The sequence below is a fragment of the Pseudomonas sp. UBA6562 genome (genome assembly GCF_002434265.1).
Lineage (GTDB): Bacteria > Pseudomonadota > Gammaproteobacteria > Pseudomonadales > Pseudomonadaceae > Aquipseudomonas.
This window is the reverse complement of record NZ_DJJS01000008.1, coordinates 352,454-369,008: the sequence shown is the minus strand read 5'-3', so window position 1 is coordinate 369,008 and position 16,555 is coordinate 352,454. Positions and strand designations below refer to the sequence as shown.

At 67.3% G+C, this 16,555-nt stretch carries 9 protein-coding genes; 1 reads left to right on the top strand and 8 read right to left on the bottom strand.

All coding sequences use genetic code 11. The features are described 5' to 3' along the window. Positions 1 to 105: 105 nt before the first annotated feature. The 3 genes from B4M43_RS17310 to B4M43_RS17300 form a co-directional block, all read right to left on the bottom strand. Positions 106 to 3,750: an AAA family ATPase gene (locus B4M43_RS17310; protein WP_296268697.1), complete on the bottom strand. Its 3,645-nt coding sequence runs from the start codon at positions 3,748 to 3,750 to the stop codon at positions 106 to 108. Beyond that, on the bottom strand, positions 3,747 to 4,985 hold the full coding sequence (locus B4M43_RS17305) for an exonuclease SbcCD subunit D C-terminal domain-containing protein (RefSeq protein WP_296268696.1): 1,239 nt from the start codon (positions 4,983 to 4,985) through the stop codon (positions 3,747 to 3,749). Before B4M43_RS17305 ends, B4M43_RS17310 begins: the two co-directional genes overlap by 4 nt. Positions 4,986 to 5,521: 536 nt before the next feature. Continuing rightward, a complete protein-coding gene (locus B4M43_RS17300) occupies positions 5,522 to 5,779 on the bottom strand; it encodes a hypothetical protein (protein WP_296268695.1) in 258 nt (85 codons plus the stop codon). A gap of 575 nt (positions 5,780 to 6,354) precedes the next feature. On the opposite strand from B4M43_RS17300, the gene B4M43_RS17295 reads away from it, so the two are divergent. Then, on the top strand, positions 6,355 to 10,686 hold the full coding sequence (locus B4M43_RS17295) for an NEL-type E3 ubiquitin ligase domain-containing protein (protein ID WP_296268694.1): 4,332 nt from the start codon (positions 6,355 to 6,357) through the stop codon (positions 10,684 to 10,686). A 31-nt stretch (positions 10,687 to 10,717) separates the two neighbouring features. Here the strand turns inward: B4M43_RS17295 and B4M43_RS17290 are convergent, their stop codons facing one another. The 5 genes from B4M43_RS17290 to B4M43_RS17270 are packed head-to-tail and all read right to left on the bottom strand — an operon-like array spanning position 10,718 to position 16,553. Beyond that, positions 10,718 to 12,340, bottom strand: a complete 1,623-nt coding sequence (locus B4M43_RS17290) for a BatD family protein (RefSeq protein WP_296268693.1) — start codon at positions 12,338 to 12,340, stop codon at positions 10,718 to 10,720. After that, entirely contained in the window at positions 12,337 to 14,052 is a 1,716-nt protein-coding gene (locus B4M43_RS17285; protein ID WP_296268692.1) for a VWA domain-containing protein, read from the bottom strand. The genes B4M43_RS17290 and B4M43_RS17285 overlap by 4 nt, the downstream gene beginning before the upstream one ends. After that, positions 14,049 to 15,125, bottom strand: a complete 1,077-nt coding sequence (locus B4M43_RS17280) for a vWA domain-containing protein (RefSeq protein ID WP_296268691.1) — start codon at positions 15,123 to 15,125, stop codon at positions 14,049 to 14,051. The genes B4M43_RS17285 and B4M43_RS17280 overlap by 4 nt, the downstream gene beginning before the upstream one ends. Next, complete coding sequence (locus tag B4M43_RS17275; RefSeq protein ID WP_296268690.1) at positions 15,118 to 15,615, bottom strand: DUF4381 domain-containing protein; 498 nt, start codon at positions 15,613 to 15,615, stop codon at positions 15,118 to 15,120. The genes B4M43_RS17280 and B4M43_RS17275 overlap by 8 nt, the downstream gene beginning before the upstream one ends. Beyond that, entirely contained in the window at positions 15,612 to 16,553 is a 942-nt protein-coding gene (locus B4M43_RS17270) for a DUF58 domain-containing protein (RefSeq protein WP_296268689.1), read from the bottom strand. The genes B4M43_RS17275 and B4M43_RS17270 overlap by 4 nt, the downstream gene beginning before the upstream one ends. Between the last annotated feature and the right edge of the window lie 2 nt (positions 16,554 to 16,555).

The following is a 16,555-nucleotide window of genomic DNA, read 5'->3' as shown; positions in this document are numbered from 1 at the left end:
GGCCATTGGGCCGGCGGTGCCGGCCATCGCGACTAAAGTCGCTCCTACAGGATGGACTGGGGATCGAGAGGCGCGGCTTGACAGGTCGGTATTCGCCATGACGCCTCAGCCCACCACCTCCACATCGCTCAAGCCATTGCCCTGGCGCCGCACCTGGATCTGCACCGGAATCCGCTCGTGCATCTCCTGCACGTGGGAAATCACCGCCACCTTGCGGCCTTGCGCCTGCAAACCGTCCAGCGCGTCCATGGCCAGTTGCAGCGACTCGGGGTCGAGGCTGCCGAAGCCTTCGTCGATGAACAGCGATTCGATGCGCAACGTGCTGGAAGCCATCGACGCCAAACCCAGTGCCAGCGCCAGCGACACCAGGAAGGTTTCGCCGCCCGACAGCGAGTGCACCGAGCGCAGCTCGTCGCCCATCTCGGTGTCCATCACCAGCAGGCCCAGGGCGCTGCCGCCGCGTTTGAGGCGGTAGCGCCGGGCCAGTTGGCGCAGTTGCGCGTTGGCGTGGTGCAGCAACAGGTCGAGGTTGTAGCCCTGGGCGATCTTGCGGAACACATCGCCCGAGGCCGAACCGATCAGCGCGTTGAGCCGCGCCCAGCGCTGCCAATGGCGCTCGGCCTGGTCGATCTCGTCACGCAGCTCGGCGCTGGCGAGCTGGCGGCGTTGATCCTCGGCCTGGTGTGCGCGCAGTTCGGCGCAGCGCTGGTCGTGTTGGGCGAGGCGTTGCTGGGTCTCGGCCATGGCCTGCTGCAAGGCATCGGGTGCCAGAAGCGGGGTATCCGGCTGTCGATGCTGTTGCAGGCGCTGTTCGCGTTCCTGCAAGCGCACGCGGGCATGCTCCAGAGCCGAATCCGCTTCCTGCACGGATTGGCGCAGGGTGCCGTGCTGCGCATCATCGATGGCCAGCAGACGTTCGAGGCCGGCGTCGTCGAGGTCTGCGTGCGCGGCGCGCCACTGGGCGATGGCCTGTGCGAGTTGCTGGGATTCCTGCTCCAGCTCTTGTTGCCTTGTCTGCTGGGCCTTGAGTTCGCTGGCCAACTGCACGGCTTCGGTGTGGCTGGCTTGCAGCTGGCGTTCGGTGTCGGCGTGGGCGACACGGGCCTGCTCCAGCTGCTGCTGCAGGTACGCTTGCCAGGCCTCGGCGCTGGCATGCTCGCCGATCAGTTCGGTCAGCGCAGTCTGCGCCGCCGCGTGTTCGGTGGTCAGGGCGTCGAGTTGCGTCCGCAACTGGGCGTGCTGTTCATGGCGGGCCTGTTGCTGGTCGAGCAGGCGTTCGAGCTGCTGCTGGCGCTGCTGGTGCTCCTGCTGCTGCTCCTGGCGTCGTTCGAGTTGCTGCAAGCGCTCGCTCAGCTCGCGGTCCAGGGCCATGAAAGCTTCGGCGGGCTGTTCGCGCAGGGCCTGGATGCGTTCGCTGGGCAACACCTCGGCGAAGTCGGCGTAGGCCTGCTCCAGGCGCTGTTCGTCGGCTTCGAGTGTGCTGCGCTGCTGGACCAGGCGCTGTTCGGCCTGCTGCTGGGCCTGTTGCGCGGCCTGCAGCTGTTCGTTCAGGCGCACGGCGTCGCGTTGCAGGCGGGTGAGGGCTTGCTGGCGGCGGTCGTCGCGCTCGATCTCCTGCTCCAGGCGTTTGGCTTGGCTGGCCAACCAGGCGCCGCGCTTGGCCGCGTCCTGCGCTTCCAGGGCGGGCCAGAGCGCCAGTGCGCCGAGCCGTTGCTGCAAGGGCTGCAACTGCGCGTCGAGCTGCACTTGATCTTGCTGGTAGGCCTTGAGCTGGCCGTTGACGCCACCCAGCTCGCTGCGCAGGGCATTGAGACGCTCGCCGAGCTGGGTGACGCGAGCGACAGCGGCCGCTTCCTCGGCCTGGTCGTGCTGCCCGAGACTTTCGAGTAGCGCCTCAGGGCGGTGGAAGGGGTGTTCGAGGCTGCCGCACACGGTGCACGGCTGGCCGTCGCGCAGTTGCCCGCGCAGGGCTTCGACGCTGTCGTGGCGGGCCAGACGCTGGCGTTCCAGCAGTTGACGAGTCAGGGTCAGGGCCTGTTCGGCGGCGGTGTGCTCGGTCTTGGCTGCAGTGCCGTCCTGGATCAGCTGCTGGCGTTGCTGGAGGGCGGCGTGCTGACGTTCATTGAGCACGTGCGCACGCTGCTGCAAGTCCTCGACCTGGGCATGCAGGCGTGCAGCTTCGTCGATGCCGCGCTGTTGCTTGCGATTGTCTTGCAGCATGGCAGCGAGCAGGTCGAGCTGTTCGTCGACCGCCTGCGGTTCGGCGCCGGCTTCGTGGTAGAGCAGTTCCAGGGTTTGCCGCTGTTCTTGAACCTGGGCGTTGGCTTGGCTGATCTGCGCCTGCAAGGCCGGCAGTTCGTCGCGGCCCTGGTTGAGACGGTTGGCCGTCTGCAAGACCTGCTGCAACTGCCCGCGATAGGCCTGCCAGGCCTCGCCCAGCCTGGCCAGGCTTTCGCTCTGGGCCAGCGTCTGGTCGAGCTGGGCCAGTTGCTGCTGGTCGCGCTGCTGCGCTGCCTCCAGCTGCTCGCGCTGCTGCTGCAGCGCCGCATTGACCTGCCCAACCTGTTCGACCGCGCGGCTGGCCTTGGCGCGCTCGGCCTGCAAGCGGGTGAGGGTGTCTTGCGCCGCGAAAGCCTGGCGCAAGCGCGGGGCGGCGTCATCGTGCTGCTGCTGGCGCTCGGCCAACTGCTGCGCGGCGCTGCCCAAGGTCTGCTCCAGCGTGTCGCGATGCGCCTGCAACGTGGTTTGCCGTTGTTGATGCTCGGCGATGGCCACGGCCAGCGGCTGCAATTGGCCCGTGACCTGCTGCTGGCGCTGGAACTGATGGCGCTGCGGCGCGAGCTGCTCCAGGTGGCGCAGATCGGTGCGCTGACTCGCCAGTGCGTGAACCTGCTGCTCGGCAGCCTCCAGCGCCTGTTGGGCTGCGTTCAGCTGTTGCTGCAACTGCTGCTGTTCCTGCGCCCAGGCCTGCTGCCGTTCCAGTTGGCGCTGCTGGTCCTGCTCGGCCTTGAGCTGCTGCTGCGCTTCGTGCAAGGCCTGGTCGAGCTCGGCGCGGGCCTCGTCGGCCATGGGCTGCACATGGCCGGCGCGGTCGAGCAGGGCCTGGTGCTGCTTCTCGGCGTCCTTGCTCTTGCTGAACGCACGTTGGCCCAGGCGGGTGTAGATCGAGGTGTTGGTGAGCTTTTCCAGCAGCTCGCTGCGGTCCTTGTCGTTGGCCTTGAGGAACGCGCTGAACTCGCTCTGGGCCAGCATCACGGCGCGGGTGAACTGTTCGAAGTTCAGGCCCAGGCGGGTTTCGACCAGGTCGCGGAATTCGTGCTTGCCGCTGCCCAGCAACTGCTCGCCGTCCAAGTCGTACAGGCTTTGGCGGCTGTTCTGCAACTTGCCGTTGGCCTTGTCGCGGGCGCGGTTGGCTTCCCAGCGGGCGCGGTAGCGGTGGCCGTCGACCCCGACGAAATCGACCTCGGCGAAGCCGCTGCCCGTGCCGCGGCGCAGCAGGTTGCGCGGGTCGCTGGTGAGGATGTCGCCCTCGGCGTCGGGCAGCTTGGCTTCGCGGCCCAGGTCGTTGAGCCGCGGTACGGTGCCGAACAACGCCAGGCACAGGGCGTCGAGTAGCGTGCTCTTGCCGGCGCCGGTGGGCCCGGTGATGGCGAACAGGCCCGCACTGGCCAAGGGCTCGGCGGTGAAATCGACTTCGACGGGGCCGGCCAGCGAGGCCAGGTTCTTCAGGCGTATGGCGAGGATCTTCATGGCTGCTGCTCCTCCAGTTGCACGTCCTGCAGCAATTGGGCGAAGTCGGCCAGGGTCTGTTCGTCCACCTCGCTGCCGTAGGCCTGGGTCCAGGCGCGGCTGAAGAGGTCTTGCGGGGTGAGCTGGCTGAGTTCGACGAAGGTCTGGCCCTCGTCGCCGGGATCGGCCTTGCCAGCGTATTCGGCGCCGATGCGCACCAGGCGCACCGCTTTGCCGGCCAGGGCGGTGTCGATCTGCTGGCGCAGGTCGGGCTGCGGCTCGTCCAGGCGCACACGCACTTCCAGCCAGGGTTGGTGGTTGGGGTCTTGCAGCAGGTCGGGCGCAGGCAGCTCGGCCAGCTGCGTCAGCACCTCGGCCAACGGCGCCGGGCCGACCCGTTGCAAGGCCACCGCGCGTGGCACCCGGCGCGGCTCGATGCTTACCAGTTTGTCGCCTTCGAGTTCGATTTCCAGCACCTGGTGCGGGTAGTTGATTTCGGCGAACGACAGCGGCAGCGGCGAGCCGCTGTAGCGGATGCGCGACTCGCGATTGACCTGCTGCGGCTTGTGCAGGTGGCCTAGGGCGACGTAGGCGATGCATGGGTCGAACAGCCGCGCCGGCAAGGCTTCGGCGTTGCCGATGATCAGGCTGCGCTCGGAGTCTTCCGAGACCGAGCCACCGGCCATGTGCGCGTGGCTGATGGCGACCAGCGCTTGGTCTTTTTTGCGCTTGGCTTGGGCGGCGGCGATCAGTTGCGTATGGACCTTGGCAATGCCCTGCAGGTAGTCGTCGCCCAGTTGCGGGCCGGTGACTTCGGCCGGGCGTAGGAACGGCAGCGCCAGGCACCAGGCGCAGACCTTGCCGCGGGCGTTGGTCAGGGGGATCAGCAGGCGTTCGGCGTCCAGTTCGCCGTCGTCGAGCCAGTGCACCCGGCCCAGGGCGTGGGTGCGCAGGCGGCGCATGAGCGCGGCGGGCAGCTCGATGCGCGAGCCGGAGTCGTGGTTGCCGGCGATCATCACGATGTCGAGTTTGGGCAGCAGTTCGTGGGCGCGGACGATGAAGTCGTACAGGCGCTCCTGGGCCTTTACCGGGGGGTTGACGGTGTCGAACAGGTCGCCGGCGATCAGCAGGGCGTCGGGTTGGCGCAGTTGCAGTTGGCCGAGCAGCCAGTCGAGGAAGCAGGCGTGTTCGAAGTCGCGCTCCTGGCCGTGCAGGCTTTGGCCCAGGTGCCAGTCGGAGGTGTGGAACAGACGCATGGGGGACCTGTGGAGTCAGGCCAGGCCGGGGGCGCGGCGCGGCGGAGAAGGGGGGGGCTTGATGGGGGTATGTTAACTCATAGGGAAGCCGTTCTCGACCTGGGTGACGGCGGGACACGGCGGTTTTGACGGTTGGGATGCTTGGCGCGCGCGCTGGTCTTTGTAGGTATCCGTAGAGAGGGTGACTGCGGATGGTCACCTTTTCGCCTTTACGGCGACTTACTTTTGCACGGGGGCAAAAGTAAGCAAAAACCCCCTGGCTCCGATAGCCGGCCCTTCGCTGCGCTACAGGTTCCCTGCGTTCCGGTGCTCTTCGGGGCTGCGCGGCCTACGGTTTGCTGCGCAAACCTATATCTCGCGCCTTCGGTTGCGCCTCAGGGGCGCTGCGCGCCCGCCCCTACGAACACCTCCACGTCGGCCGGCTAAAGTCGCGATTGGTGTTGCCTGGCTGGCTGAGTTCAAGAGCGACAGCAAAGGCAAAGGCCAGGGCTGGGGTCCAGGTAAAAGATAGTAGCTGCTTCGGTACGGCTTCGTCGTCAGGGCGTACGCGCCGCGCGCTGCAGCAGCATTTCGGTCAGTGCCTGGATCATCTGCAAGTGGTGCACGGTGTTGACCAGCATGCGCACGCCCGGCTCGCCGGCGTTGGCGCAGATGTATTCTTCGAGGGTGGTTTCGATCCCGGCGATCAGTTGGAGGGTGTGGGTCAGGGCGTCCACCGAAGGGGTCTCTAGGTTTATCGAGCAGAAGGTTTGGAAACTGGGCGCTTTGGGTGGGTAGGGAACGGGCTTTTTCATTGGTTGGTCCTTTGCTGGTTCAAAACGAACCGCCACCTGACCTTCTCACGGGTCTGGGTGGCAGCCACACGCGGGGTGAGAAACCGAGCCAGCAAAGGGAAACTCGGCCCGACCGAAGTCTGCCCGCGTATGGCCACCATAAAGGACGACCTCATTAGCTGATTCTCGGGTTCTCACGTCCGGTCGTCAAAACGACGGGATGGACGTTAGTCCTGAAGGATTTCCCCGACAACAGCGATAGTTCAGCACGGCGCGTAGGATAGTTCTTCGGCACGTTGTTCTTGAAATATTTGCTATGAGGTTGGGAAAGGTCTTACAAAACCTTCGACTTTTGAAGCCTTGCCACAGTCGATCGAGGGGGTTTATGCACACGCAGACCCTGACGACAAGCGGTTGCAGCATCGGATCGGCTCTATCGCCCACCGACTCCATCGCGACCGGACCCCAGTGCCGCCCGACCATTTCCAAGTCCGCCCCATGACGACTGGTAGCCCACTGGCAAGGGTTCTGAATAAATACCGCCAAGGCCAATGACGACGCTGGCTGAGTACGCGTTTCGTACTCACAGGTGCATCATGAAAACCACGCCCTTCTCCGATACATCCGTCGATGCTTTCGTCGCCGACCGCTTGCCTGCCTGGATGGGCAAGGCCACCGTCGAACAGCTCGACGTCCTGCATCAGGCGCTGACCGCCCAGCAGCGCGCGCGCGAGCAGGTCCAGGCCCTGTTCGCCGAAATACAACCCTTGGATAGATTCGCCAGCACTTCGCTGGACGCAGCGCTGCAAGGGCTATTACCGAGCCCGGTGGATGTGCGCACGGCCAAGCTGCGCCGCGTGGTGCACGTGCGTTACCCCTCGGGGCTGAGCACGATTCCCGATCACGTGGTTTCCGCCACGCTGGAGCAATCCTTGCTGGCCTGTGCCTTGCACAACTTCGAGCTTCGCGAAACCGCCGAAGCGGCATGGTTGCCCAAGTCGAACCTGGTGGAGGCGGACGGCACCGTGATTCCCTTGCGTCCCCGCGCTTTTGCCGGTGCCTGCCGCTCGCTGGATCTGGGCGCGTCCTACCAGCAGCACCTCAAGCAGGTACTGTTCGCCGACGACAGCCGTCGCCGCCATGTCGACGCGGTGCTCGAGCAAGGGTGGCGCACGAGCATGCTCGCTGCTGCCGAGGTGGCGCGTCTGCAAGGCGCTGTGAACGCGCAGGCGCTTGATCGACTGGCGAGCGCTGTAGCGGGCATGGGTGAGCCCGCTCTCGGCAAGTTCAGCGAGGTGCGCCTGCTGGGCCGCTTGGTGTCCGGCATCACTGTGTTCGAGCCGCCCTCGGATCGAGCCTCTGGCGCGCCGCAGACCTTGATTGTCTGGATACCCGACGACCCGCACGGCGCCATCGCCGCCCATCCATCCTGGTCCCACCTGTTCGACACCTTGGGCGTCCGCCTGCGCGATCCGGTCTATCGGCAGTTTTTCCAGCGCTTCGTCAAGGCGCGCGACCGCGTGCACTTCGCGCAACGATTTCAGCATCTGCTCGGCAGCGGGGGAGCGGGCGATACGATCCAGCTCGACGGTCGCCATCAGGCCATCGAGGGTGCGTTGCTGGTGCACTTGCGCCAGGTGCAGGTCGACACCTTACTCGAAGACGCTCAGACCCTGGCCGTGCCCAATGGTGTGGTCGACGCGCAGGCACGCGACCGACGTGCGAAGTTTCTTCAGGACCTAGGCGTGGACTTGCTGGGGTTGGTCAGCTTTTTCGTGCCCGAGTTGGGGTTGCCCTTGCTCGCGCTGACGGCGCGGCAGATCACCGACGAAGTGATCGATGGTTACCACGAGTGGGAGCTTGGCGATCGGGAGGCCGCCCTGGGCCACCTGATGGCCGTGGCGCAAAACGTGGCCATGCTCGGAATAGGCGCCGCCGCAGGCGCGACTAGCGAGGTGCTGGCGCGGGCGGCGGCGGTCGATGGGTTGGCGCCTGTACTTCTGCCCACCGGCGAGCAACGCCTGGCCCACGTCGACCTGCCAGGCTACGCGGCAGCAGACACCGGCCTGGCGTCGGGCCAGCGGATCTTCCTGCAGGATCGCCCGCACGTGTCCATCGCGCACAAGACCTACCGTCTCGGTCGCAGTGAGCAACGGCCCACCGTCGAGCACCCGCGTCGCCGCCAAGCGCCGGCTATCAGGTTGGAGGACAACGAAGCCGGCGGGGTGCGCCATGCCTTGGAGCGCCCCCAGGAGTGGCACGGCGCTCAGACGCTGATGGCACGGCTGGGTTCGAACCTTGGCACGGTCACGCCTGATACGGCCGCCTCGGTGCTGCGCAGCGTAGGCATGGACGAAGCTGCCTTGCGCCGCCTCCATTTGGAGAACGCGCCTGCCCCTGCGCGGCTGTGCGATGCGCTGCACCGCTATGAGCTGCATGAAGCGTTCCCCCGACTGCGCGGGCCGGCCTTCGAAGCCCAATGGCAGGCGGCACAGGGCGTGCCAAGCCGCGCGGCGCAGCCTCTGCACCGCGATTTTCCGGCGCTCACCACCCGTGCAGGGCGGGAATTGCTCGCAGGCGCTGGCGACAGCGACCTCACGCAGTTGCTGGAACAGCAGAAGGTGCCGCTCGCACTGGCTGAGCGTGCCCGCTGGAGCTTGCGCGACGCCCGCCTGGACCGTACCTGCGCCGGTTTCGAACAGCCAAGCGCGGTGACCCGCGATACCGAACGCCTGGCGCTGGGTTTGCTCCACGTCGCCTGCCCCTGGAAATCCACCGTCAGGGTGGAGATACGCGACACCCAGCTCGGCGGCGAGGTGCTGGCCAGTGTGGGCGCTGAGCAACCGAACGAGACTCGCTTTCTGCTTGGCACTCCACAGGGCTATCTGGCGACCGACAACGCAGGCGATCCATTGCCTGGCGCCACGGCGGGCGACAATCTGTTCGCGGCGCTGTTGCACGTGCTGGACACCGAGCAGCGCGCGACGATGGCCGAGGCGTGGGCATCGCCGGCCGGCCTGGCCGACGACCTTGCCGAGCGAGCGTTCGCAGACCGCGCGCAGGCGGCCCGATTGTTGGGCATGGCGCCGATCAAGATGCCGCGCGCCTTGATGCGCTTGGGTGACGGGCGCCTCGGCTATGTGCTCAGTGGCCGTCCCGAAGGCTCGCGGCGGGCCATGCTGCATGGGTATCAACAAATCTTCCCCACCTTGAGCGACATCGAGATCGAAGGCTACCTGGAGCGTGTGCGCTTGCAGGGCGAGCGACCCTGGGACCACCTGCACGGGTTGCAGCAGTGTCTGGTCGATCTGGACGAAAGCCTGGCAGCCTGGCGCCGCGAGGCCACGGTGGCGCCACTGCCCGAGCGTCGGCGCCTGATCGCCCGGCGCATACGCCAGTTTTGGCGGCGCAAGCGGCCCGATACCGACGGCGAATACCGCTTGGTCATCGACAGCGAGCGGATCGACAGCCTTCCGGCGCTGCCCGCGCGAGCGACCTTCGACCACGTGACGCACTTGGTGCTGCGCCGCGCGCACCTTTCGAACATCACCGAAGGGTTTCTCGAGCGATTCTTAAACGTGCGCACCTTGGACTTGAGCGACAACCTGCTGAGCAGCGTTCCCGACGGCTTGCAGGCACTGACCCAGCTCACCGAGCTGCGCCTGACGCGCAACCGGATCGTGATCGATGACGCAGGCCTGGACAGGCTTGCCAGCCTGTCGAAGCTGCGCGTGCTGGACCTGTCGCACAACCCGATCGGGCAACTGCCACCCCTGGGTCGGCTACTCGACTTACAGCGCCTGCACCTGCGCGACACCGGGTTGCGCGAAGTACCGGTCGAGGCCTACATGCACCCTGCGCTCGAGGACATCGACCTGCGCGACAACCGCATCCAGGACATGAGCCCGACCCTGACCCAGACCCGGCGGCGCCTGGCTGGCTTGAGCCTGCATGACAACCCCTTGCCCGAGCCGACCCAGACCGAGTTGCGCAGTACCTTGGGCGAGACAGGTGCAACGGCGTTGCCCACACGTCGGCACGGCCCGGGCGGACAGGAGTCGCTCGAGCGCTGGCTGGCCGACTCCAGTGCCGATGAGCGCGCCATGCGCTCCGAGTGGTGGACCGCCCTGGCCCAGGAACCGGGCAGTGGCGACCTGATGCGTTTCTTCGACGACCTGGGCCGGTCGAACGACTATGACTTCCAAGGCATCGACTTGCGCAGACGCCTCTGGACGCTGATCGAAGTCTGCGTCGAGCAGACGCACGTGCGCGAGGCGATCTTCCAGCAGGCGGCCGGGCCACGGACCTGTGCCGACCAGATGCTGCTGCTGCTCAGCCTGTTCGAGGTGCGCGCCTTGGTCGCCACACGCACCGCAGGGTTGGCCCCTGAGCAGATGGCGCCGGCGCTGGTGCGGATCGGGCGCGAACTGTATCGCCTGGACGAAGTGGATCGAATCGCAGCCGGGCACATCGCGAATCTAAGGTCTACCAACCCCTACGGCCTGATCGACGAGGTGGAGATACACCTGGCATACCGGGCGGGTCTGGTCCGTCCATTGGGGCTGCCGGCCCAGTCGCGTTATATGTACCACCGATTGTTTTCCGACGTGGGCGATGTGCAATTGCGTAATGCCGCACGCAGCATCCTGCTGGCCGAAACCAATGCCCGGATCGCGGATTCGCTCTTGCAGCGCACATTTTGGACCGACTTCCTGCGCACCACTTACGCAGGCGAATACGATGCGTTGAACCAGCCCTACCACGAACGCCTCGAAGCGCTCTTGCAAGGCGAAGAAGGTATGGGCGAGCAGCGGATCATCGAAGCGGTCGGCAACCTGACCGATGAGCGCAGTGCAGCGGAGCATCAGCTGACGCTGGCGATGACCCTGCGGCTGCTCATGGAGCATCCTTGGCAAGGCGACAATTAAGGCGTTACGGGCCCGGCACCGTCGGGCCCGTTCACTTGGGATACAACGGCGGTAATCCACTGGCGTCGGCGTTCGGCGCTGCGATGGCCTCACCCTGCGGAATGTCACCGATCGCCCGCCACAAGTCGCCACCTTGCCAATACCGCCCGCTTTCGCTGTACAGCGCCCCGTTCAACCCATCCAACGCCTCGGACAGCGGCACGAAGCGCGCCGCCATTTCCGCCAGCGTCTCCGGTTGCTGCCGCGCCCAGGCATCGAGGGCCTGCCGCGTGGCGTGCGGGTCGTTGGCCTGGCAGGCGCGCTTGAGGTCGTCCAGCAGCGTGCGTGGGCTGGGCCCGCTGGGCGTCACGCGCAATACCGCCGGCCGCGAGCGGGCGCGCCACCAGAGGGTGAGCCCGAGCGCGCTGGTGGCTGCCAGGAGTGCGGTCGCCAGTTGCCAGGGCCAGAGCAGGCCGATGCCGGCATGCGGATCGCCGCCCTGGGTTTCGCCGGACAGCGCCGGGTTGTCCTGCACCAGCACGCTGCGTGCCGGCAGACTGCTGTGCTCCAGGTGGTCCTCGCGGGTGTTCCACCACGTCACCTCCACGCTGGGCAGCATGAGCAGGCCGCTGTGCACCGGCACCAGGGCTTCGCGCTCTTCGCGGTTGCCGACCATGCCGCGCTCGTCGGTGTCGTTGCGCAGCAGTGCTTGGTCGGGGTAGCGGCGCAGGCCGTCCAGCTCGGTGGCCGGCAGGGGCGGCAGTTGCGTGCTGGAGAGGCCCTGGGCGCGCAGGGTGATGCTGCGCGTCAGCGAGTCGCCGATGCGGGTGGGTTGCTGCGTCGGGTCCGGACTCCAGCCTTCTTCCAGGCTCAGACTGCGCGCGGGCAGCCAGGGTAGGTTTTTCGGGTAGCTGGCGGGAATGGCCTTGGCCGTCAAGGTCAAGGCGTTGGAGGTGACCTGCACTTGCCGCCCGCCACCGCTTCCCGCGCCATTGCCGCCGTCGGCGGCGGCCGTGGCGGTGAAGGTCAGGCCCGCTACCTGCAACGTGCCGCTTTGTTGCGGGTAGAGCACGTAACGGGTTTCGATCACGCCGTGGCGCACGCCTTCGATGTCTTTTTCATACGTGCGCGATTCGCCCAGGGTCTCGACCTTGAGACCTTCGCCTTGCACCGGGCTCAAGCTGCTGTCGTCGTACAGCGCCACCGAGTGGTAGATGCGCACCGTCAACACCGCCTGCGCCTGCACGTACACCTCGGACGCATCCAGGCTGGTTTCGACGAACACCTGCGCGGCGGTGCCGGGGCGCGAGGCGTCGGCCTGCATGACCTGTAGCTCGATGGGCTGGCTGTGCGACTGACCCAGTTGCAGGGCCGGGATCGTCAAGGTGCCGCTGCGCCGTGGCAGCAGCGAGACGATCCAGCGGGTGCTGGCGCGGGTCTCGCCGTCGAGGGTGTGCAGGCTGTTGAGCTGGCGCGTGCCGCGCACCTCGAAATCGGCCTCCAGGCTCGACAGGTCGGGTTTGCCGAACTGGGTGACGTCCTGGCTCTCGAGGATCAGTTCGAGTGTTTCACCGGCCTGCACGCGGGTGCGGTCGACGCTGGCTTGCAGGGTCGGCTCGGCCTGGGCCAGCAGCGCCCAGAGCAGGCTCAGTACGAAGGCGCCAAAGCGACTCATGGAGACTTTTCCTGATGCAATTGCTGTTCATACCAGAATTTGCGCCGTAGCAACTGCGCGGGGTTGTCGGGAATTTCGCGCAGCCACTGCTCCAGAGCCTGGCGCTGCTCGGCATCGAGGCTGCCGGCGGCGGGGCGGGCGGGGGCGCTGACGCTGTCGTCGTCCTGCCCGCTGGCCTCACTGCCGGAGGCTTGGCCGGAAGGGTTGGCTTCGCCTTCCTGGGCTTGGCCAGCGCGTGGTTCGTCGCCAGGATTGTCGGGCAGTGGGGTGCCGGCTGAGCTGCTGTCGCTGTCGCTACCGGGCATGCCTTGGGCGTCGGCGCCGGCGTTGGGTTGCGCCTGGGCGCTGGCGCTGCGCTGATCGAGCAGCTGCTGGACCAGCGCCTGGTTGGCCAAGGCCGGTTGCAGGTCGCTCTGCCGGTCAAGGGCTTGGTCGTACGCATCCAGCGCCGCCTCCAGCTCGCCACTGCGGGCCAGGGCGTTGCCGCGGTTGTAATGGGCCTGGGCGCTGTCGCTTTCGGCGAAGGCTTGGGCGGCGCCGGCGAAATCGCCGACCTGGTACAGCGCCATGCCGCGCCATTGCGCATCGTCGAAGCGCTGCGCCGCTTGCGCCGGTTGCTGGCGTTCCAGCAGACGCATACCTTGTTGGTCGGGGCGCAGCCACAGGTCGCGCAGCTCGAAGGCCTGGCTCGGTTGCGGCAGTGCCAGCAGCAACGGCAGGCAGAACAACCAGCCGCGGCGGCCGGCGCAGGCGGCCAGCAACAGCAAGGGCAGCAGTAGCCAATAGCCCTGGTCGAACCAGCTGTCGAGCTGCACGGTCTGGCCGTCGCTGCGCAGGTCGCGCGGGGCGTCGAACAGCCCCAGGCCGCGCAGGTCGAGATCGTCCACCCGTGCATGGCGATAGCGCCCGCCGGTGGCGTTGACGAAGCGCTTGAGGCGGGCGCCGTCCAGGCGCGGCACGAGGATGCCGCCTTGCTCGTCCTTGAGGTATTCGCCGTTGGTCTGACGTATGGGCGCGCCCTCGGCGCTGCCGATGCCTAGCATCAGCAAGCTCGGCCCGTGGCTGCCCAAGGCGCGGCGGATGCCGCTGCGCTCGTGCTCGCTCAAGGACGAACCGAGCAGCAGCAGACGGCCCTGGCCCAGGTCGCTCTGCGCCAGCAATGCCAGCGCCTTGCGCACGGCCAGGTCGGCGCGCTGGCCGGGCTGGGGCATGATCGAAGGGTCGAGGGCTTCGAGCAGGTTGCGCGTGGTGCTCAAGTCGTCCGACAGCGGCACCAGGGTGTGGGCACTGCCGGCGTAGACGATCAGTGCGGTCTGGCTGTCGCGCCGTTGTTCGAGCAGGTCGAGGATCTTGCGCCTGGCCTGTTCCAAGCGGTTGGGCGCGGCATCCTCGGCCATCATCGAGGGGGTCATTTCCAGCAGGATCACCAGCGGGTCGGCAGGCCGCTGGTGGCTTTGCTCGACCCGTTGCCAGCTCGGCCCGAGCAAGGCCAGGAAGATCAGCAGCCAGGCCAGGCCCAGGGCGATCCAGGCCAGTTTGCGGTTGCTGCCACTGCCGCCGCCCAACAGTACGGCGTGGAACTGCGCGGGCACGATCAACTGCCAGCGGCCGGCGCGCTGGCGGCGGTTGTACAGCTTGAACAGCAACCAAGCCAGCAATGGCACAGTCAACAACCACAGCGGGCGCAGCCAGTGCGGCCAGAACTCGTTCATCGACGACCCCCCAGGCGCAGCCGCTTGAGCTGCTGGCGCCACTGGGGCGGGGGCTGCAGGAAGCGCGGCTTGCGCAATCGGCGTTGCAGGCGGTTGTCAGGCCACAGCGCCGCACACACCAGCAGCACGCTGAGCAGCAGCGCCAGGGCCAGTGGCCAGGCGTACAGGGCTGTGGCGGCGCGGGCCTGGGTCGGCTGCTGGGTGACCGGCTCCAGTTCGTCGAGGGTGTCGCCGATGTTCACCAGTTCCGCGCCGCTGTGGGCACGGAAGTAACTGCCTTGGGTGATGCCGGCGATTTCCCGCAGCGAGGCTTCGTCCAGGTCCAGGCTGGGGTTGAGCCCGATCAGCCCTGGTGTGCCGGTGGCCGAAGGGTCGGCGCCGATGCCGATGGTGTAGATGCGCACGCCTTCCTGGGCCGCCAGGCGTGCGGCGGTCAGCGGGTGGATCTGACCGCCGTTGTTGGCGCCGTCGGTGATCAGGATCAGCACCCGGCTGTTGGCCGGCCGCTCGCGCAGACGCTTGACGGCAAGGCCGATGGCGTCGCCGATGGCGGTATTCTTGCCGGCGATGCCGATCAGCGCGTCGTCGAGGAAGCTGCGCACGGTGCGCCGGTCGAAGGTCAGCGGCGCTTGCAGGTAGGCCTCGCTGCCGAACAGGATCAGCCCTACGCGGTCGCCTTTGCGGTCCTGAAGGAAGTCGCCCATTAGCGCCTTGACCAGGTCCAGGCGGCTGACGTCATCGCCTTGCCATTGCATGTCGGGGTAGTCCATCGAGCCGGACACGTCCACCGCCACCAACAGGTCGCGACCGCTGGCGGCCACCGGCACCGGTTCGCCCAGCCACTGCGGGCGTGCGGCGGCGATCAACAACAGCAGCCAGATCAGCACATAGGGCGCCTGCTGGCGCCAGGTCGGCAGGTTCAGGCGCGCGCGGCGGCCGGCCAGGGCCTCCAGTTCCGGCAGAAAGCCGACCTTGAGTACTGGCTCGCCGCTGTCGGCGGCAGGTAACAACAGGCGCAGCAGCCACGGCAGCGGCGCGAGCAGCAGCATCCACGGCCAGGCCAGTTCAAACATGTTTGCGAATCCAGGTGTCGACCGCCTGGCTGAGGCCGGCGATGGCTTTGTCGTCGAGCTTGCACTCGGGTTTGTAGGCACCTTCGACCAACACCATCCAGCGCGTCAGCCCGGCGGCGGGACAGCGGTTGTCGAGAAACGCCAGCCACTGGCGGCCGTTGAGGGTATGGCTGTTGGCGCCTGGATAGTGGTTGCGGCACAGCCGCTTGAGCAGGGCGTTGATCTGTTGCAGCCAGGCGCCGGCCGGGGCGCCGTCGTAGGGGCGCGGCAGGCGTGCCAGTTCGGCCAGGGCCGCGCTGCGCACCGGGTCCATGACCGATTCGGCGGCCACTTGCGGCGGCCGACGCCGTGGCCGCCAGCCGCGCAGGCGCCAGATGCCCCAACTCAGCAGCAGTAGGCCGACGAACAGCAGCCACCAGCCAGGGGCGGGCGGCCACCAGCCGATGGCGGGTGGGGCGATCAGGGGTTGCAGGTCGTCCAGGGCGTTCATCGGCCGCTTCCGGGGCGTTGCGCGCTCGTGTGCTCGCGCAACTGCTCGATCAGCGCCGTGCGGGTCGTCAGCGGAATCAGCACCACACGCAGCTTTTGCGCCAGCACTTCCCAGCGCTCGATACGCGCCTGCGCCTCGCGGTGGTAGGCCTGGCGCAAACTGGCGTCGAGGGTGTCGAGCTCCAGTTGCCCATCGCCCTGGGCGAAGCGCAACAGGCCCGCTGCAGGCAAGGCATGGTCGAGCGGGTCGGAAACAGGCAACAGCAGGAGGTCGCAATGCCGCGACAGCATCGCCAGGTGCTGTTCGGCCTGTTCGCTCAAGGCGCGCTCGTCGCACACGACGATGGCCAGGCTGCCGGGGCGTAGCACCTCGCGGGCACGGCGCAGGGCCAGGCCCAGGCTGTCGCTGGGGGCGGTGTCGGTGTGCAGCGCCTGGTTGACCCGCGCCAGGCGGTTGAGCAATTGCAACAGGCTCTGTTTGCTGCGCCGGGGCTTGATCTCGTGAGGCTCGCTGGCGCCGAACACCAGGCCGCCGATGCGATCGTTGTGGTCCAGCGCGGCCCAGCCGAACAGCGCCGCGGCCTGGGCGGCGAGCACCGACTTGAACATCAGCCCGGTGCCGAAGAACAGGCGCTGGCTCTGCTCGATGAGGATGAAGATCGGCCGCTCGCGCTCCTCGTGGAACAGCTTGGTGTGCGGCTCTTGGGTACGCGCGGTGACGCGCCAGTCGATGTTGCGCACATCGTCGCCGGCCTGGTACACCCGCACCTGGTCGAAATCCACGCCGCGCCCACGCAGCTTGGAGTGGTGCAGGCCCACCAGTGGGCTGCGCTGTCCTGGCCGTGAGAACAACTGGATCTCGCGCACCCGATGGCGCATGTCGATCAGCTCGCTCAGGCCGATGCGGATGCCGGGTTCGGCCGTGTGGGTGGTGGGCATCG